This is a genomic window from Prosthecobacter debontii (genome assembly GCF_900167535.1).
Lineage (GTDB): Bacteria > Verrucomicrobiota > Verrucomicrobiia > Verrucomicrobiales > Verrucomicrobiaceae > Prosthecobacter > Prosthecobacter debontii.
Map to the genome: position 1 here is coordinate 42,419 of NZ_FUYE01000001.1, position 19,400 is coordinate 61,818.

General features: G+C 57.6%; 16 protein-coding genes. 10 read left to right on the forward strand and 6 right to left on the reverse strand.

The genetic code is table 11. The annotated features are described in order from the left end of the window. Positions 1 to 78: 78 nt before the first annotated feature. From B5D61_RS00240 to B5D61_RS00280, 9 genes are all read left to right on the forward strand, one after another. Positions 79 to 999: a D-alanine--D-alanine ligase gene (locus B5D61_RS00240; protein WP_078811293.1), complete on the forward strand. Its 921-nt coding sequence runs from the start codon at positions 79 to 81 to the stop codon at positions 997 to 999. A 144-nt stretch (positions 1,000 to 1,143) separates the two neighbouring features. Continuing rightward, on the forward strand, positions 1,144 to 2,133 hold the full coding sequence (locus tag B5D61_RS00245) for a cell division protein FtsQ/DivIB (protein ID WP_078811294.1): 990 nt from the start codon (positions 1,144 to 1,146) through the stop codon (positions 2,131 to 2,133). Positions 2,134 to 2,139: 6 nt separating this feature from the next. Beyond that, positions 2,140 to 3,354 (forward strand): cell division protein FtsA, encoded by a 1,215-nt coding sequence (gene ftsA, locus B5D61_RS00250; protein WP_078811295.1) that lies wholly within the window; start codon positions 2,140 to 2,142, stop codon positions 3,352 to 3,354. 61 nt (positions 3,355 to 3,415) lie between these two features. Beyond that, complete coding sequence (locus B5D61_RS00255; protein ID WP_078811296.1) at positions 3,416 to 5,314, forward strand: cell division protein FtsZ; 1,899 nt, start codon at positions 3,416 to 3,418, stop codon at positions 5,312 to 5,314. A 15-nt stretch (positions 5,315 to 5,329) separates the two neighbouring features. After that, positions 5,330 to 6,142, forward strand: a complete 813-nt coding sequence (locus tag B5D61_RS00260) for a polysaccharide deacetylase family protein (RefSeq protein ID WP_078811297.1) — start codon at positions 5,330 to 5,332, stop codon at positions 6,140 to 6,142. Between the two features lie 13 nt (positions 6,143 to 6,155). Beyond that, positions 6,156 to 8,159: an ABC transporter substrate-binding protein gene (locus B5D61_RS00265; RefSeq protein WP_078811298.1), complete on the forward strand. Its 2,004-nt coding sequence runs from the start codon at positions 6,156 to 6,158 to the stop codon at positions 8,157 to 8,159. A gap of 10 nt (positions 8,160 to 8,169) precedes the next feature. Continuing rightward, positions 8,170 to 9,087 (forward strand): hypothetical protein, encoded by a 918-nt coding sequence (locus tag B5D61_RS00270; protein ID WP_078811299.1) that lies wholly within the window; start codon positions 8,170 to 8,172, stop codon positions 9,085 to 9,087. Positions 9,088 to 9,108: 21 nt separating this feature from the next. Further along, positions 9,109 to 9,954: an ABC transporter ATP-binding protein gene (locus B5D61_RS00275; protein WP_078811300.1), complete on the forward strand. Its 846-nt coding sequence runs from the start codon at positions 9,109 to 9,111 to the stop codon at positions 9,952 to 9,954. 45 nt (positions 9,955 to 9,999) lie between these two features. Continuing rightward, positions 10,000 to 10,461, forward strand: coding sequence for a DUF2726 domain-containing protein (locus B5D61_RS00280; protein ID WP_078811301.1), 462 nt, complete (start codon positions 10,000 to 10,002; stop codon positions 10,459 to 10,461). A gap of 423 nt (positions 10,462 to 10,884) precedes the next feature. Here the strand turns inward: B5D61_RS00280 and B5D61_RS00285 are convergent, their stop codons facing one another. From B5D61_RS00285 to B5D61_RS00300, 4 genes are all read right to left on the reverse strand, one after another. Next, a complete protein-coding gene (locus B5D61_RS00285) occupies positions 10,885 to 12,624 on the reverse strand; it encodes an ABC transporter ATP-binding protein (protein WP_078811302.1) in 1,740 nt (579 codons plus the stop codon). Between the two features lie 96 nt (positions 12,625 to 12,720). Further along, positions 12,721 to 13,605 (reverse strand): CvpA family protein, encoded by an 885-nt coding sequence (locus B5D61_RS00290; RefSeq protein ID WP_139372969.1) that lies wholly within the window; start codon positions 13,603 to 13,605, stop codon positions 12,721 to 12,723. A 110-nt stretch (positions 13,606 to 13,715) separates the two neighbouring features. Next, positions 13,716 to 14,300, reverse strand: a complete 585-nt coding sequence (locus tag B5D61_RS00295) for a hypothetical protein (protein WP_078811304.1) — start codon at positions 14,298 to 14,300, stop codon at positions 13,716 to 13,718. 42 nt (positions 14,301 to 14,342) lie between these two features. Then, on the reverse strand, positions 14,343 to 15,383 hold the full coding sequence (locus B5D61_RS00300; protein WP_078811305.1) for an aldo/keto reductase: 1,041 nt from the start codon (positions 15,381 to 15,383) through the stop codon (positions 14,343 to 14,345). Between the two features lie 196 nt (positions 15,384 to 15,579). Here B5D61_RS00300 and B5D61_RS00305 point away from each other — a divergent pair, with 196 nt between their 5' ends. Next, entirely contained in the window at positions 15,580 to 17,121 is a 1,542-nt protein-coding gene (locus tag B5D61_RS00305; RefSeq protein ID WP_176159145.1) for a porin, read from the forward strand. 79 nt (positions 17,122 to 17,200) lie between these two features. On the opposite strand, the gene B5D61_RS00310 is transcribed toward B5D61_RS00305, so the two are convergent. Both B5D61_RS00310 and B5D61_RS00315 read right to left on the reverse strand, forming a co-directional pair. Further along, positions 17,201 to 18,094, reverse strand: a complete 894-nt coding sequence (locus B5D61_RS00310) for an alpha/beta hydrolase (protein WP_078811306.1) — start codon at positions 18,092 to 18,094, stop codon at positions 17,201 to 17,203. Positions 18,095 to 18,150: 56 nt separating this feature from the next. Next, positions 18,151 to 19,080 carry a ribokinase gene (locus tag B5D61_RS00315; protein ID WP_176159146.1) on the reverse strand — a complete coding sequence of 310 codons (930 nt, stop codon included), beginning with the start codon at positions 19,078 to 19,080 and terminating at the stop codon, positions 18,151 to 18,153. Positions 19,081 to 19,400 lie beyond the last annotated feature (320 nt).

Consider the following 19,400-nt stretch of genomic DNA (forward strand, 5'->3'; position numbering starts at 1 on the left):
CGTCTGGCAAGCCTGCTCGCAGGAATTTCTCTGTCACGCTCTTGCGTGTTGGCTGGAGTGAGCGCATATCTGCGCACCATGCTCGACATCACAGGCAAGAAAATCGCCGTCCTTTTTGGCGGTCCGGGTAATGAACGCGAAGTGTCTAAAAAGACGGCGGAAAGCGTCGTCGCGGCTCTGAAAACGAAAGGAGCGGAGGTGGTGGAGGTGGATGTTCACGGGCCTGATTTCGTCGTGCCTGAGGGTGTCTTCATCGCCATGAACCTCATTCACGGCACCTTTGGTGAAGACGGACAGATTCAGGCGATTTTGGAAGAGCGCGGTATCCCCTATACCGGAGCTGGTGTGCAGAGCAGCCGCATTGCTTTCGACAAAGCTTTGAGCAAAGAGAAATTCATCGCCGCAGGGGTGCCTACGCCGCGCTCGCAGAACTACAAACTCGACGGCAGTGAGCCTCTGAGCATCACCATTCCTCTCGTTTCCAAGCCGCCTCGTGAAGGATCAAGCGTGGGCGTAAACATCTGCCGCACGGGAGAAGAGTGGGCCAAGGGGATCGAAGAAGCGCTTAAGTACGGAACGACCACGTTGGTGGAGGAATTCATCGACGGAAAGGAACTGACGGTGGGCGTTTTGGGCGATCAAGTCCTGCCGATCATTCACATCGAGCCCGTCGAGGGCTTTTACGATATCAACAACAAGTATCCATGGATGACGGGCACGGGCAAAACGCTCTACCATTGTCCGGCTGAACTGGATGAGGCCACCACCAAGCGGGTGCAGGATGCAGCACTTGCAGCTTTCCAGTCCTGCGGCACCGAGGTTTATGGCCGTGTGGATGTGATGCTGAGAAACGACGGCGAACCCTTCGTTTTGGAGATCAATACGATTCCAGGCATGACGAGTAGCAGTCTCTTGCCCAAAGCAGCGGCGGCGGTGGGCATCGATTTCCCAGACCTGTGTGTGCGCATCATTGAGTTGTCTCTGGCGGCTCGCCCCTAACCTCAGGAAAACTTCGCGGTTTTGTAGGAAAACCCGCAAGAGTTCCTTTTTTCTGGAAAATTCATGGCATTTAGAGACTGTTTCGGGTATTTAAGATAAGCTAAACATCAAGATCTTTGTGATTTTGGCGAGCAGCTCCCGAACATGGTCACTCCCAAAAATGCTTCTGCTGCGGCTTCGAAGCCGAAACGCCCTGCTAAAAAGCGGCGGGTTCAGGCTGCTGTGACGACCGTGGAAGTGTGCTTGAATGTGGACTCCCCCAAGATCCGCGAGATGGAAAAAAAAGCCGCCCAGCGTCGTGGTTTTAAATGGGCTTTGGGGCTGATCATCATCATCTGCTTTTTAGCTTTGCTGAAAGTGACGGTGCAGGAGGCCATTCTGAAAAATCCCCAGTTTGCTTTGCGGGATGTGGCAGTTCAGACCACCGGTCCTTTGACCGTCGAAAAGATCGTCCGAGCCACCCAACTGACTCAGGGAGAAAATCTGCTGACGATCAACATGCGAGCCCTGCACACGCGGCTGCGCCAGCTTCCTCCGGTGAAGGACGTGTCGATCGAGCGGGATTTTGATGCGGGTCTGATGACCCTTCGCATCAGCCAACGCCTACCTGTCGCTTGGCTGGATTGTGCCAAGCTGGGCATGATCGCAGGTAGGCCAGAGGTGGGTTATCTGTTGGATCATGATGCGGTGCCTTTTCCGTGTGATGTGGTCTCCGAGGCGCTCGCCGGTCTTCCGGTGATTCGTTACCCAGGACTAGCCCAGAAAACGGCCGGGGTGGCGCTTCAGGATTTGCAACTGACAGCCGCACTGACGCTGTTGAAGGAACTCGAATCCCGCTTTGAAAACGGTCAGCCCCAGGTTCGCATCATCGAGATTCAGACGCCGTATTCCATGGTGGCATCCTTCACGGACAAATCAGAAATCACTTTCGGCGTGGATGATTTGGATGTGCAACTCGCCCGCTTGGATCGTGTGAGGATCGAAGCTCGGCAGCGTGGCTGGGAGATCGAAAGCTTGAATCTTCTCGCCCGTCAAAACGTCCCAATCACTTTTCGCCAACCCCCGGACCTCGCTGGCCTTCAGCCCGAGCCGACCGTGCCCGTTTCCCTCCCCAAAACCCCCTCTGTTCGTTGACCTACTATGGCGAAGACCACCATCTATGCAGGCCTGGAAATCGGCACCAGCAAGATCTGCGTCGTCGTCGGCGAGGCAAAGCGTGATGGCACCATCAAGATTCTGGGTGTCGGCACGGCCCCTTCCCGCGGCGTTCGCAAAGGCGAAATCGTGGACTTTGATACAGTCCATACCTGTCTGAATGATGCCCTCGTGCGGGCTGAGGATTATAGCGATGTGATGATCCGCAATGTCTTCCTGGGCGTTAGTGGTGGACACATCGAGAGCGTGAATAACCGGGGATGTTACCGGCTGCCAGCCGATCAATCGGAAATCACCGAAGATGATGTGGAAGAGGTGAAGGAGATTGCTCGGAATGTGCCTGCGCCTCAGGACAGCATCTCCATGCACAGCGTGACCCGCCAATACATCGTGGATGGAGTCGAGGCCGTGCGACAGCCGATCGGCCGCCAAGCCCGCCAACTGGAGGCGGACTATCACATTGTCCATGGCAGTCTGCCGCGGATTCAGAATTCGATCAAATGCGTCAAAGAAGTGCCTTTGGAAGTCGAAGACGTGGTCTTCAACGGTATCGCCGCAGCCCAAGTCGTCTTGAATCGCGAAGCGAAGCGGGAAGGGGCTTTGATGATCGATTTAGGCGGAGGCACGGCTGACTTTGTGCTGTATGAAGATGGCATGCTCACCATCTCAGGCTGCGTGCCACTGGGCGGAGATCACATTAGCCAAGATATTGCCATGGCTCTCCAGATCCCCCACGGCAGAGCTGAGGCCCTGAAAATCACTGAAGGAAGCTGCGTGTATGAAGACGTCCCGCCTGGGGACATGGTGCGTGTGGAGGACGACACGGGCTATGTGCTGGGCGAGGTGGAGCGCGCTTTCCTGAATGAGGTGATCTACCTGCGAGTGAGAGAAATCTTGGAGCAGGTTCACCAGAGGTGTGAGGGGCACATCGGGCGTCTTGCAGCAGGAGTTTATCTCACAGGTGGCTCTAGCCTGCTAAAAGGTATTGACGTAGTGGCCCGGGAAGTGTTTGGAATGAAGGTAACGCGGGCCGGGTCAGCTCCCGTCAGTGGCGTCACTGCCACTTTCGAGAATCCTCAATTCTCCGCGCCCATCGGTCTCATTCGCTATGCGCAGATCTTGGATCAAGAAAAGCCATTCCTCTCCCCGCTTAAACGGCTGGCGCATCGGATGGCTGACCTCTTGTCCGTGGCCATCTGACATAGCTTTTTTCTTTTCATCCCCCCTTTCGTTATAACCCTTCATTCATCCCATCCGTCCTATGGTTGAATACGATCGCCAATCGCTGCGAGAAGAGCCCAATAAACCCGCCCTCCGCACCTGCATCGTCGGCATCGGCGGCGCGGGTAGCAATGTTCTGGATCGCATCACCCTGGACCGCACGGTGGATGCGCAATTGGTGTGCATGCATACGGATATTCGTGTGCTCGGTCATGCCATGGCACCCACGAAGATTCAGCTCGGGGCTGAACTCATGCGGGGCGTCGGTGCCGGTGGTGATCCCGACCTTGGGCGTGAAGCGGCCATGTACTCCCGGGATGAAATCCGGCAGGCCATTGAAGGGCACGACATCGTCTTCATCTGCGCCGGTCTTGGCGGAGGAACCGGGTCGGGTGCCGCGCCCGTGGTCGCAGAAATTGCCAAATCCACCAATTCTCTGGTTTATATCACGGCGACCATGCCTTTCAGCTTTGAAGGTCGCCGCCGTCTCAATCAGGCTGAGGAAGCTTTGCAGCAGCTTCAAAAGCGTGCGGATGCGCTCATCCTCTTTGAAAATAATCGCATGGGGGAACTGACCCTGCCGAAGGATGGTATTCAGAAAGCCTTTGCTCAGGCGGATCAACTGATCGCTCAGAGCTTGCGCGCTGTTTCCACCATCGTCAGCATGCCAGGTCTCGTGAAGCTAGGTCTGGATGACCTCACCAGTGCTCTTAGTACCTCGAATGGTCGTTGCTTGTTCGGCTTCGGTGAGGCCCGTGGTCAGAACCGTGGCACGGAAGCTCTCAAGCGTGCACTCAAAAGTCCGCTTATCGATCAAGGCCGTCTCCTGCACCAGACTAAGACCCTGCTTGTGCACATCGCTGGTGGGGAGACGCTCACGCTCATGGAGGTGGATGCCATCATGAAGCAATTGGGCCGCCATGTGCCAGACCATACGCACATCCTGTTCGGGGTGGCTGTGGACGCTAAACTGGGAGAAACCATTTCCGTCACACTCATCAGTTCCTTGGGCCTCGCTCAGCTGAACACCATTGCTGCGGCTGCGCCGCCTGCCAACATGCTGCCACTGACGGATCGCCCCATGCCCAGCATGGCCGATGCTGTCGCAGCCCCACCGGCTCCTGCGCCTGCACCGAAAGTTCGTGCCCCGGCTTCTCGCCCGACACCCCCTGTCGCTGCAGCTCCAGCCATGTCCCCGGCTGCTCCTGCCACATCGCCAAGCCCAGTTCGCGCCGGTCCTCCGCCTTTCGAAGACTCCATGGACATGTTGTTCAAGGAGGATGAAATCATCTCTCAATCTTCGCTGACCCATTTGGAATCTCAGGGCAGTTATAAGGCCGAAGCGCCTGAGCTTTTCTCTGAAAGTTTCGCTCCTGCTCCCGCTGCTTCGGTTTCGGCCCCCGTGGCTCCTGCCTCGGTGGCAGCTTACACGACTGCTCCAGCCCACAACTCACCTTTCCCACCTGCGCCTGCGGCTGAGATGGTGCCTGAGCAGCCTCCGGTCGCCTACGAGGAAGAGGAGTATTACGAAGAAGAGACGCAAGTGGTGAGCAGCACCTATGAGCCGGAGCCTGAACCTCCTGCTCCCGAGCCAGCCCCAGCCCCGGCTCCTGTTGTGCGCGATCGTCCGCGCATCGAAGACTTTATCCAGGCTGCACCGCCTCCGCCTCCGCAGCCCCAGCAGCCCGTTTCTCGTCCTCCGACATCGCCTTTGGCTGCGGTCGTGGCACGTACCAATCTTCCGCCGGAAGACATGGCTTACGCACCACCGCCTAACATGGTGATGCCGAAGAAGCTGGCAGGTGAAGCTCAATCGGATCTGGGTTTCTCCAACCAAGATCGTGGGCGTTTCAAAGACACGGAGCCCGCGTTGGCCTCTGGGGGTGAAGACCTGGATGTGCCGACATGGATGCGCCTGAAACGGAAGCTGAAGCGCTAGTAAGGCTCTCTCGGAATGGCTTTGCCTGCGCTTGAGCAGCCTGCGGAATGTCGGCGTGAAAATGCGCGCCGATTCGTCGTCAGTTTGTTGCCGGGTACGGCTGTCGTCCTGCTTTTGACGTTCGGTCAATGGGGCTGGGCGGCTATCGTTTTTTGGACGGTTTTCGCCATCATTGGTTATGGCAGCACCATTCCTTCATCGCGGTTGTTCGGGCCGCATGTCACGGAATTACCGGAGCCGCAGACGCAGCAAAATCAGGTCTGGATCACCCTAGACGATGGGCCTGATCCAGTGATCACTCCTCTGCTTCTGGATATCTTGGATCGCCATCAAGCTAAGGCGGGTTTTTTCTTGATAGGAGATCGAGCTCAGAAGCACCCCGATCTCGTGCGGGAGATCGCCAAGCGTGGGCATTTGATTGGCAATCATAGCCAAACCCATCCATCCGCTAATTTTTGGATTTTGCGGCCCAAGCGGATGTGGGCGGAGGTGGCGGGTTGTCAAAAGACGCTCGGTGAGATTTTGGGAACGCCACCGACGTGGTTTCGCCCGCCTGTAGGGCATCACAATCTGTTTCTGTCTCCCCCCTTGCGTGCGCTCGGCCTGACAATGGCCATTTGGAATTGCCGGGGCTTCGATGGCGTGATCCAAGATCCGGCTTTGATTCTGGAGTTAATCGGGAAGCAATTACGTCCCGGCTCCATCATCCTCTTGCATGACGCCGTGCCGAGTGGTCCTGACGTGTTGGAGTCCACTTTGAAGCTGATCCAGGCACGAGGATTGCATCCAGCTTTGCCTGAGATTGCATCCCCCGATACACGCGCCTAGTCTGGCAGACTCTATGAAGCGGACTCTTATCTTTGGCATTCCCCTGGTGGCGATTGGTGTCGCCTTCTGGGCGGTATGGCAGGTCCGCCAATTGCAGACACCTTCGGAAGCGGTCGTGATGATGTTACCCGACGGCATTCCTGCTCTAAATCCTTTTTTACCGACCTCGGAGGCAGAGCGGCAGTTGCTGGACCTTCTGCACGAGCCGCTGGTTCGGTTGGATGGACAGGGAAGGCTCAGCCCGGGGCTTGCCTCCACCTGGGGCTGGCACCAGCGGGTGAGTTGCATCTACGCGTCTTCCCAGGCTTTGCAGGCGGCTCAGAGAAGATTGGCTGAGGTTTCAGAGGAGTTGAGGCAGCTTTGGGGATTGGAGGAGGTGACCACGGAGGGGCAGATCTTGTCTCTACGCTTTGCCAGCCCAGCTAGCGCCCGGGTGGATGATGCCTTGCAAGCCTTGAAAGAAGACCCGCCTCAGCCCTTGGCCTTTTTGCGAGTGGAGGGGTCTTCTCGACCTCTGCTGGAAGAGTTTTTTCAGTCGTCGGGTCGGGCTCTGCGTCTTTGGTTTGATACCAACGGCGCCTGCGAGGTAGTGACTTCTCGTTCACTCTATCAGCTCAGAGAGGCCGCTGCGGCTTTCTTTGCAGAGAAAAAACAAGAGACGCCCAAATTGACCGTCTTCGCTGAGGTGGCTGCTCTGGTGGAGCCCGTGCTGGACTTCGAATTGAATGTCAACCGGGCTACCTGGGCGGATGGTTCACCAGTGACGGCTGCGGACGTGGATGCCACCGTTCAGCATGTGAACCGTGCGGGTTATCCCGTGGCGGGACGGGAGGGATTTCAGCACATTCAGTCCATCGCGGCGCAGGGCAGCCGTGGAGTGCGTGTCACTTATCGGCGCAGTTATGGCGCGGCTTTGGCCAGTTGGGTTGGGTTGCCGATTTTGCCTCAAAAATGGTTAGCCGCCTCGCAAGATGTTGAAGGGCCTCCGCCTGGGGCAGGGGCTTGGCAGATTCAGTCCCAGTCGAGCCGACAGCTTTCCCTAGTGCCGAAGACGGATGCTGAGGCTGCTACCGGAAGTTCGCTGCAGGTAATGGCGGCATCTCCGGCGCTTCAGGCTCGGGTGGCTCTGGCGGCGGGGGCCTTAGACATCGTCTGGCCGGGGAGTGATGGCGCTGAGCTGTATCAGGAATCTCTGCTGACCTTTCAACCTGCGCCGCCTCACAATCGTTTGTTAGCGCTATGCAATGTCCGCTCGTCTCGCCTTTCCGAGTTGCCCGTGCGTGAGGCTTTGTTCTTGGGGTTGAATCGTCACGCTCTGCTTTCAGAAGGCGCAGATGGTGTGGCACGGCTGGCCGAGATGCTGTTTCCGCCGGGTTTGTGGCTTTCACCGGCCCCGGAACCGGCGGCGTATGATCTACAAGCCGCGCGGCAAAAGCTGGAGTCGGCGGGCTGGTTGCCGGATGTTACAGGCGTGGCGAAAAAGGGAGGTCAGGCTCTGAAGTTCAACCTCCTCGTTACGACGGGCAATCCCCAGCGTGAGCGTTTGGGCCGATTGATCGCCGAGCAGTGGGCGGAGTTGGGGGCACAAGTCACGGTGCAGCTCGTGGCTCCAGAGGATTTCGTGGGCGACCATTTAGCGCCAGGGAAGTTCGATGTGGCTCTGGTGGGGTTGGATTATGAATTGGCCTGGGATCAAACGGCGTTTTGGCACAGCGCGCAGATCGAGTCGGGTCTGAATTTCTCTCGGGTGGCCGATGCTCAGCTTGATCTTCTATTGGAAGCTTTGGCAGCGGAGTTTGATGCCAGTCAATTGCCGGCTCGCGCACAAGCGGTGCAAGATCGACTCATGGCTCTCCGCCCCGCGTTACCGTTGATTGGTGATCTCCAGCAGATGGGCCTTCGCAAGAGCCGCTTTCCTCAGCTTGAGAAACCCGATCCGTATCGCCCCATGACCTTGCGCGGTCTTTTGCGGGATAATGGCTCATCCAGCCTGCAAATGCGGCCGCCGGATGAATGATCTTTTCTGAATGAATGCCTCTTTGCCATCCTTCCTGGTTAGCCTCATCCTCGTTTCGGGGGGGATGCTGCTGGGAGTGACGTCAGGGCTGGCGCTGGATCGGCTCACCCATTCCTGGCCGAGTTGGGCGCGACGCAGCTTGGCCGTCCTGGGCACAGGCGTGACCTTGATTCCTCTGGCCGCGTTGATCTGGTCCTTTATTGGCATCTGGACAGGCCAGTGGAGTCTCCCGGTCTCCAGCCTCATGCCGGAGCTCGGTCAGGCGGTCCCGGCCAGCTTCCAGGCGAGGCTGGCAGAGCGGATCTGGTGGTGGTTACCCCCGGTCTTTGCGGTCAGTCTGCCCGTCGCATTGCTGCTCTGGACCACTCGTGTTTACGGCTGGGGAGATGAGCAGGGGCAGGTGCGGCGGGCGGGTCTCGTGGGGCTCTTGCTTTTGCCGGTGGTGGAGGAGGTGTTTCAGATGCCTGGTGCCTTTGCCAGCCTCGTGCCGCTGCTGCATGGTCGGGGAGGGCAGTCGGCGTCGGTATTTCTCGCCCTCTTGCCGCTGATCGTTGGAGGCGCGCTTTGGTGTTGGGCCGTCTGGGCTTGGCCTTGGCAAACCGGTCCCTTTCAGTTGAGCAAGCGGGATCAGGTGAGGGAGGGGGCCGTGGTCATCGGCTTGAGTCCGGCTGAGGTCTGGCGTCGTTACGTGCTGCCGGTCCAGGTTCAGCGGGCTGTCGCCATCCTTTGTTATGTCGTTGCTTGGGGCACCAGCCTATGGGCGGCCTATGGATGCCCGGGCAATGCCGCCCGTGGGCAGGACTTCCACACCGCCTACCGCGCCGCTTTGGCGGACCCTCTCACTCCCCTACAGACGGCGCTCCCGCTCACGCTTTGCGCCTTGTTTTTCTGGTTCTTGGGCCGCATGGTTCATCCGCGCCAGAGTTAAAACCCTCTCGCTTCATTACCCATGGCATCCCTCCTCAGCATCCGTGACCTGAAGATCGAGTTCCGCCGCCATGGAGGACCTCCCGCTCAGGCGGTGAAAGGACTCAGCCTGGAACTCCGGCAGGGCGAGTCCATCGCCATTGTCGGGGAGAGTGGCAGTGGTAAAAGCGCCACCGCCTTGGCCCTAGCACGCTTGCTTCCCGAGCCCCCCGCCAGCATCACGGCGGAGCATCTCAGCATCGCTGGACACGAGGTGCTGAAGATGAGTGAAAAGGAGCTGCGTAAAATCCGCGGCAAGGAGATCGCCTACATCTTCCAAGAGCCCACCACTTCACTGAATCCCGTCCTCACTGTCCGCACCCAGATCGGTGAGGCTCTGGCTCTCCATCGCCCCGAGGTGAAGGATCGCGATGCCGAGATCCTCAGTTGGCTGCGCCTCGTCGGCATCACCGAGCCGGAAAAACGTCTGCGTGCCTACCCGCACGAACTCAGCGGAGGCATGCAGCAGCGTGTGATGATCGCCATGGCCCTGTGCTGCCAGCCCAAGCTGCTCATCGCTGACGAACCCACCACGGCACTGGACGTCACCATTCAGAAACAGATCATGGAACTCCTGGCTGATCTGCGAAAGCGCCTGGACATGAGCCTGATCCTCATCACCCACAACTTTGGCATCATCAAAGACGTGGCGGATCGGGTGGCGGTCATGTTCCGTGGCGAGATCGTCGAAACCGGGCCCACCGCCGAGATTCTCACGAATCCCAAACACCCCTACACCCAGGCTCTCCTGGACTGCGTGCCACGCATGGGGCAAAAACAGCCCCGTCTGCGCACCATCGACTATGCAGCGTTGACACCAAAGGCATGAGATCAAGCCTCGGTCTTGCCCAAAATCGGCTCCAATTCGTCCGCCATGCAGCTCATCGCACCGAATACGGATACACGGATCGCTCTCGAGTGGAAGTATCAGGCCAAGCCGCTCCTCAGCTCCACTGAGGCCCACTTTCACACCGTCCTCGCCAGTCTTTCGGATGGCCGCTGCCACATCTTGTGTAAGCCGCGCCTGGCGGACTTCCTTGATCATGGGCACGACAAGGTTGCCTTCAATAAAATCAGCCAAAAGCATGTGGACTTCCTCGTCTGCCGCACCGGAGACTGGATGCCCATGCTCGCCATTGAGCTGGACGACGCCAGCCACGAGAAAAAAGCCGCGAAAGAGCGGGACATGCTCGTCAATGCCATCTTTGCCCAGGTGGGCATCCCCCTCGTCCGCATCCATTGCAGCGAGGTCCAGCAGGTGGATCAGCTCGTACAAAAGCTCTCCCACGCCTGGCAGCACCGCTGGCAGCTCCTGGAGAAAAACCCCATGCCGTAAGGGAAAACCAAGGCGTAAGCCCAACACACCCTCCTGCTAGGCCAAGCCCGACATCCTCCGGGCCCCACTCCTCCCCAGGCTCTAGAAATCCGACAGGATGCGCCCGGAAGCTGATTCTAGCTGGCCCGAAGCCTTTTCCAGTGACCCTGAAGTCCCTTCCAGTCGGTCAAAAGCTCTGTTCGGTGCCTCGAATGATTCATATTTCTCCCCAACGAGTCTTTTGAACACCTGGAGTCCGATGTCTCCAGGGACGGAGATTCATTCGATCTCCGGTGGATAAAAGCCTGGGTCCAAAAAGCGGGAACCCAGCGCAGGCTTTGGCGTTTTTGCTGGGAGACACGAAGCCGAGGGCTGCGCTCACGGTCTGTGGCCCAAGTGTCTTGGACTCTGTTTCCCCAGTCTTGGAGGGCGAGGTCAGTCGCTTCACAATAAAGCTAAGCTGGCGAGCTCTCGGTAATAGGCACAGGATTCCAGCAACTCCTCATGCCGTCCGTGAGCCAGCACCTCGCCTTGGCGCATGACGTAGATGACATCGGCGCTGACGACGGTGCTGAGGCGGTGGGCGATGACGAGGCAAGTGCGGTCCTGGCGGAGGGTTTCCAGCGCTTGCTGGATGAGTTGCTCGGAGCGGTTATCCACGGCGCTCGTGGCCTCATCCAAGAGCAGAATGGGAGCGTCCTTCAAAAACGCCCGAGCCATGGCGATGCGCTGGCGTTCGCCACCGCTGAGCATGACCCCACGCTCGCCCACCTGGGCATCAAGTCCATTGGGATGCTGCCGAACAAACTCTTCCGCACAAGCGTGACGCAGGGCGAGCCAGAGTTCCTCCTCGGTGGCATCGTGTTTCCCTAGACGCAGGTTTTCCCGAATGGTCCCAGCAAAAAGAAAGGCGTCTTGAGTGACGTAGGCGATGGAGTCGCGCAAGGAGATGCGGCTGTAGGCCGTGATGTCCTTGCCATCCAGGGTGATGCTGCCGGATTGAGGATCGTAAAAACGCGTGAGGAGTTGAAACAGGGTGGATTTGCCCGATCCCGTGGCCCCGACAATGGCGATCGTCTGGCGTGGGTGAACGGTGAGGTGGAGATGTTGGAGAACGGGCTTTTCAGGCTGATAACCGAAACCGATATCCTGGAACTCGATGGCCCCTTGAGCCCGGATGAGGGCCTGGCCGCGTTCAAGATCTTCCTCGCCTTCTTGATCGAGAATCTTGAAGACACGTTCCGCACTGGCGAGTCCCGTGACGAGGGTTTGATTCACCCCATGCAGGCGGGCGATGGGTTCGAAAAAGAAGCCTAACAAGAAGATGAATTTGAAAAGCTCGCCCGTGGTGATTTCCCCCTGGATGGTCCCATAGGCCCCTAGGCTGAGCAGCATGACGAGGCCGAAACTGCCGAAGAAACCCATGAGCGGACTGTAAACCGCCCAGGCGGTCATCAGCCGCTGTTGAGACTGTCTGAGTCGGTGACTGGCTTCATTGAAGTCTTCCTGCTTGGTGTCTTCCGCCGTGTAGCTTTTGATCTGCCGGATGCCCGTGATGGTGTCATGCAGGAGGGAATTCATGTGGCTGCTGGCCTCCCGTGCCAGTTTGGCCCGAGGCGCCACCCAGCGAGCGAACAACCATCCTCCGGCGGCAATGAAAGGAGTGGGGATCATGACGATGAGTGCGAAGGCACTGTTCGTGTAAAACATGACCACTGCGCTGATGATGATCTGAAGGATGGAGGTGAGGCCTTGCTCAATGCCTTCCAGGATCACGCGCTGAGTCGCGGGCACGTCATCGGCCATGCGCGTGAGGATATCCCCCGTGCTTTGTCGATCGAACCAACTCAAAGGCAGGCGGGCGATCTTGCGATGGAGCTGACCCCGCAGGTCGAAAATCATCCGTTGCTCAAAGACACTGTTTACCCGCGTGCGGACGTAGAAGAGAAACTCGCGCAGAAAAAAGGCCCCCACAGCGAGCCCTCCCGCCTTCCAAATGCCCGCGATGTCTTTACTCGGAATGATGTCATCCACAAACCACTGCACCACGCCAGGGAAGACAATGATCAATGAGGTGCCGAACACGGCCAAAACGAACTGCAACAAGGCCATGCGCCAGTGCGCCCGCGCAAACTGAAGCAGGCGGCGCGCGGCAGACAGGGATGAAGAAGGACGATCGGGCATGAAGGGCGAGTACAAAAACCAATGACGACAACAGGGGCAAAAACTCAGACGGTTTGACCCGCCAGATTCGTCATGGAGATTTCGACTTTCGCCGTTTTACCGCCTTTGTTGATACACGATGTTGTCCATCGCTTGCTCCAGCGCCAAGCCTTTGAGGAATGGCTCAAGGTCTGGATTGTTGGCCACTTCAACGACTTGGGGAAGCTGCATGAGTCCGGCGAAGTCTTGCCGCTCGATGGCTTGGCGCACTTTCGGGTCACGGCCCAGTTTGCCCAGTTCAGGGTGATTGAGGGCCTGGGCCATGGAGGGGCTCTTCGCTGCGATTTGCTGCCAGACACGGCCATCGGGCCAGAGAATGAGTAGGCGTGCGAGGTTCGCCGTGGCCTTGAGATCATAGGGGTCCAGCTTTTCCACCCACTGTCCAACGGAGGTGCGGTCCACCTTCTGCGCGAGTTGCTGCACCCAGGCTCCGAAGTCACTGGTGCTGCCTTTTCCACTCTGCTGGACGGAGGCATTCTCCAACCCGTAAACGCTACCGACGAGGCGCAACACTAGAGTGCTCAGCCAGACGATGACCCCCGAAGGAAGTAGGCTCAGCAGTCCCGCCTTCCAGCCTGTGATGTTGGCCAGGAAGGCTAGCAGGCCAAAGCCTGCGACCAGATTGATCACAGCGCGGACGATGAAGAAAGTCAGCAGAGCGGCGGCGCCTGACATGATGAGCAGCGTATCCGTGCTCATATTGGCCCCATAGGCGCCAAAGATCTGGGCCCGATGCTGGAAGACGTAAAGCCCGGCCAGCACGGCGGCCCCGAGGCTGGCCATGGTCAGAATCTGCTTCACAATGCCACGTGCGAAGGCCAACCCCGCTAAGAAGGCGACCACGATCAAGCCCCCTGTCGTCATGCTGCTGCCTGAGAAGGCGCGTTTGACAGATTCGATGATGCCACTGAAGTCCGGCAGGCTAAAGGCAAGGTCATGCATGACGTGGCGCATCAAACGAGGTCGCCGGGCAGCCTGCAAGCCGTTTGTTGAAGTGCCCTTAAGGTAGGAAAGGGCTCTGTGTCTCGCGTGGCAGCGAAGCTTGCGGGCGGTCACTTACCTTTGGGGGGCTTGGACTCGGTCCTCCATAAACTCGGCGGATTGAGTTCCTCCCCCTTCATGAATCTGCCGTCGTAATGACGATGGAGATCATCGTCCGTCCACATTTGGCCGTCAGGTCCAGCACTGCGGATATCCACGCGGTCTTGTGAGACGGTGTGGAAATAAAGCGGACTGCCCCAGCGATCCAAAAGCTGACCGTTGGGATTGAAAGCCCGGTGGGAGTCTGACACAAAACGCAAGTGGCTGCGGTTCTTCCCACGGAGGGCGGCTGCGAATTCTTCATTCGCCCCCATGTGAAAGGGCGAGTCACCTTTGACGAGAAGCATGAGATTTGAAAAGGCATGTGCGAGCATGTCCAGATCCTCCTCTGGGCGTGTCTCGGGAGACGCATAATGCTTCAGGATTTCATCCCCCGGAAGAGTGGTGGCTCGATCTTGTCGAGTTTCCATCACCTTCTGGGTTTGGGCAAAACGCGCAGCATCCTGGTGGGCTCGATACCTGCTGATCCCATCATAGAGCCCCCAAGACAAGGTCACGACAACGGCTAAGATGAGGAGCTTTCGCAGCCGTGACATGGCGAGGGGGGAAGAATGCTAGGAATACAGATGGCAGATCGTTTAAAGCCGTCGCAATCCGTCTTCCGTCATCGGATTGGGGATTTCGACATCCAACTCGTCAATGCGGCGGAGGGTTGCGGCATCCAGAATCAGATCTTTGGCCTTCAGACTCTCATCGAGTTGCTCAACGCTTGTAGCTCCAATGATGGTCGAGCCCACAAAGTTGTGCTGCCTGCTCCAGGCCACCGAGAGGGCAGTGACACTCACCCCGATATCGGCGGCGATCTGTTGCAGGCGTGCGGTTGTGGCGAGGGTGCGCTCGTTGACGAAACGTTTGGCCATGCGCTTCTGGCGTTCCCCGCCATTGACGAGGTAATCGCTAAAGCGGGCCCCCGTGGGGAGAGCACCTTGATTGTATTTGCCTGTCAGCACCCCGCCGCCCAGGGGGGAGTAGGGGAGAAGGCTCACGCCTTCCATCCGGCAGACCTGCGCCAATTCATTTTCGCAGCGGCGATTGATGAGGGAGAAGTTGTTCTGGACGGTGTCAAAGCGAGCCAAATGATGCTTTTCGGAGGCCCAGAGGTTTTTCATCAGACCCCAGCTTGTTTCATTGCTACAACCGATGGCGCGGACTTTTCCCTGCTTCACCAACTCTGTGAGGGCCTCCAGGGTATCTTCTTGGCGCATGCCGTGGTCCGGCCAATGGGTCTGGTAGAGGTCGATGTAGTCCGTTTGCAACCGCCGCAGGCTGTCCTCACAGGCGCGATGAATCTGACGGCGATCCAGAGCTGTGAAGCCTCCTCGAAGGGGTGGGCGAAACCAGCCGTGACCCGGACCCGTGACCTTAGTGGCAACGATGATTTCCTCTCGGCGTTTCGTTTTCAGCCAGCGACCCACGATCGCCTCGGTGTCACCTGCGAGCTCGGCGCTGGGGGGCACAGGGTAAATTTCGGCGGTGTCGAAGAAGTCAATTCCGGCTTCATAAGCCCGATCCATGATTGCAAAAGAGGTCTTTTCATCGGCCTGGAGACCGAAAGTCATGGTCCCCATGCAAATGTCTGTCACTACAATGCCACTGCGTCCGAGTCGTCTGCGTTCCATGATAACAGGGTAAAAAGAAGCGGGGGAGGATCAACTATCAGCCGAATTTACCTGCTTTGTGACAGGAAAACGTCACAAAACGGGCCCATGTGACAGGTTGTGTGACGAACATGTCACACATGATCGCTACGCATTTCCCGCGGATGTTTCAAATGTGACGCGCATGTCACTAAGTAACCGCGTCACATCAACCCTCTTGTCAAAGCTGTCACAGAGCTTCCGTGTCGGCACCGCCCTCCTTACCCTTTTTACCTTGGCTCTGCCGCCTCAGGTTCTGGCCGATAATGCGGCTCTTCTGAAGCTGTTTGAAATCATGAAGGCCAAGGGTTCCATCACCCAAGAGGAATATGATCTCCTCGTGGCCACGGCGAAGGAGGACTCCGCTAAGGATGTGCCATCAGCCAGTCCCGCTCCGGCGGCTGCACCTGCGCCTGCCGTCGCTTCTGTGGAGAGCTACCCGACCGAACAACGCCTCCAGCAGATGGAGGCCCGGATTGCCGAAACGGAGGCAGAAATGAAGGCCTTGGATGCCCATATCGCCGAAAGCCGCAAATCTCTCGCCGAGCTCGACAAACTTTCCGCCGAGAATCCCAAGGACCTGCTGGAAAAGATGTTGGACGGCAAGTGGTATGAAAACTTGAGCTTCCGTGGGTATGCCCAGTTCCGCTACACGGCTGTCTATGGCGACAACGGGGGAGATCTGAGTGTGCCGAATGACCGTTCCGTCAGCGATATGGAATCCTTCATGATCCGCCGTGGTCGGTTGGTGCTGAGTGGAGATGTCACCGACCATCTTTATATCTATGCGCAGACCGATTTTGCGGGTTCCACTGGTAGTGGCGACTACGCGCTACAGATGCGTGATCTTTATGCAGATATCGCTCTGGATGCTGATAAGGAGTTCCGTTTCCGCGTGGGTCAGTCCAAGGTTCCCTTCGGCTTCGTGAACATGCAGTCCAGCCAGAACCGAGCCGCCCTTGAGCGTCCAGACGCCCTTAACTCGGCAGTCGAAGGTGAGCGTGACATCGGTGCCTACTTCTACTGGGCACCGAAAGAAAAGCGCAAGCTCTTCAGCAAACTGGTCAAAGAGGGCCTCAAAGGTTCCGGCGACTATGGGGTCTTTGGCATCGGTGCCTACAATGGCCAGGGTTTGAACCGAGGGGACTTGAACGGCCAGCCTCACTATGTGGCTCGCTTCAGTTACCCTGTGGAGTTTAGTAACAAGCAGATCATGGAGTTTGGTATTCAGGGTTATACCGGAAGCTATGTTTCCCGAGTTTCGAGCATTCCTGGCGTGGGCACGCCAGCGTCTCCGGAGCACGGGAATAAGGATGAACGTGTGGCTCTCTCCTACATTCTGTATCCGCAACCTTTCGGCATCGAGGCCGAATGGAACTGGGGTCGCGGGCCCCAGCTCACGGACGATATGACGGCGATCGAATCCACATCCCTCCAAGGTGGATATGTACAGGCCAGCTACCGCATCAAGGATGGTCAAGCCGCTTGGTTGCCATTCGTTCGCTACAACCACTATGATGGTGGCCGCAAGTTCGGCACCAACTCGCCATGGGATCGCGTAACTGAGCTCGATATCGGTCTGGAGTGGTCACCTCGTCCAGAAATCGAATTGGCACTGATGTATACCCACACCTTCACTCGCACCAACACCTCCACCGCACCTTACAACGATGTGGAAGATGTGGATCGTCTAGGTTTGCAACTCCAGTGGAACTTTTGAGCCGAAGCTTTGTGTAGCAATCTGAACTCCTAAAGTCTTGAAACAAAACGGGGAAACCACACTGGTTTCCCCGTTTTGGTTATTTGAGATGCTCTAACAGAAACCCAAACAAGTCAGGATGCTTCACGGGTGGAGCTCCGATGTAGTTCAGTTCATAGGGAATGCCGACTTCGTTGAGTTTCTTTTCCAAACCGACGCCGAAGTTGGCGGAGTGCGGCGGGTCCTTGGCCTCTTTTCCCATGGCGGGTGCAGAATCATAGAAAAGATAAACGGGAGGATCGTCCGAGGTGGCCAGTTCATAAGGCGAGAACTTCTGGATCCACGGCATCAACTCCTGGCGGCGATTGATGAATTCCTGGTAGCTCGGCAGCAGGAAGGCGTGGTGACCGTAATCATTGTTAGAAATCCAATCGCGCATTTGCTGGGGATCGAGTGAGGTCTGCGGCACGAAGGCAAGCACACAGCTTAGACGTGTGGATTCATGAGCGATAGGATCACTGCTTTGAGGATCAGCCAAGTCGGGGTGGAAGGCCAACCAGAGGCAGTTGAATCCACCCGCAGAGCCGCCGCAGCCTCCGATGCGAGTGGGATCTATCTGCCATTCGTGGGCTTGGCTGCGCACGAATTGTAAGGCCCGGGCACAATCGTCCAGGCAGGTTTTTACAGCCGGGATCTGCTTGTCCGGGCTTGCATCGGGGATGAGGCGATAGTTGATCGATACAACCGAGATACCGGCTTGGAGGCATTGTGGTAGAAAGTCAGGATTGGCTTTATCCCCACTCATCCACCCACCACCGTGGATGAAAAACAATAGTGGGTGAATGCCTTCGCCGGGGGCTTGATAGAAATCCAGCACCTGCTTCGGGTGGCCTCCATAGGCCACGTCGGCGTGAGTGGGCTTTGCCTGCTCGGCCCCGGATGCCAGACGAAAGGTGAAGGCGACTGAGGTCAGCAGGATAAAGAAAGAGCGCATGCCCAAACCAAGCGGAGAAATGCTCGGTAGCAACTGGATGCTCGTGGAGGGGGCCTCTAGGCAGAGAGTGCACTCTGGACATCCCCGCGATGAGGAATGCCTTCCTGAGCGCCCACTTTAAGGGTGGCCAGCGCCCCTGCGGTATTGGCCCAGCGCACGCACTCCAGCAGCGGGGAGCCCTCAGCCAGATGAGTCGTGAAGGCTCCTGCAAAGGTATCTCCTGCACCCACGGTATCGATAGGTTTGACCTTGTGGGTGGCCACTTTTTTCAAGCCCGAGTCGGTGAGTACCAAAGTCGATTTTTCACCTCGGGTAACGACCAGAGTACGCACCCCTTTCTCTTTCAGGCGCTGTTTCCAGGCATCAAGTTCATCGGCGATGTCATCGGCATCGGCACCGAAGATTTGGCGAGCCTCTCCGTTGTTGACGATCAAGACATTGATGGTCACTTCGCCCCAGGGGAAATCGGCTTGAGCCGGAGAAGGATTCAAAACGACAGGCACCTCGCGGCCGTTGGCGAGTTTGATGGCCTCGATTACCGTATCCAGAGGTACTTCCAGCTGTACCAGCAGGGCTTTGGCCACCTCGATGCGAGAGCGTTGCATCTTGAGAGAGGGGGCTGTCAAAGCTGCATTTGCGCCCGGGATAACGATGATCTGATTCTCCCCTTTGGCATCGACGGCGATGAAGGCGCTGCCGGTGCCGCCTTTGACAGTATTCACCGCACTGCAGTTGATCCCCTCACGACGGAGATGATTGCGGTAGTCCCGGCCGTCGGGATCGTCTCCGAGGCATCCAATCAACGTCACCTGAGCCCCGTGGCGAGCTGCAGCCAAGGCTTGATTGGCTCCTTTACCGCCGAAGCGTTTTTCCAGAGAGGTCGCCGAAACGGTCTCACCCGCAGTGGGCAGACTCTTCACGGAAGCGATATGGTCCACATTCAGGGACCCCACGACGACAACGGAGGCTGCAGAGATTCTGGCCATGATAAAGGAAGTTAAAACGTGACGAGACGCCATCAGCCTTGCATTGCAAGCGTAGTCCAGAAATCTTTTTCAGGGGTGAATGCAAGGCCCGACTTCATTTGTGGGCTCTTAGCGGATAGCATTCTCGTTGGAGAGCCGGGAAGGAAAAACGTATTCTAACGAGTGTTTCCTTTATGGAAACACAAGGCCCTTTGAGGGGATATGGGGATTGCTAAATCGCGTTCATTTTGAGCAAATGCCCCGGCTGAGCCCAGGGCCAGTTCCAACCCCCACCCCAAGGCCGCTCTCTGCATACGGATTCCCCTTCCGGATTGTCGGTG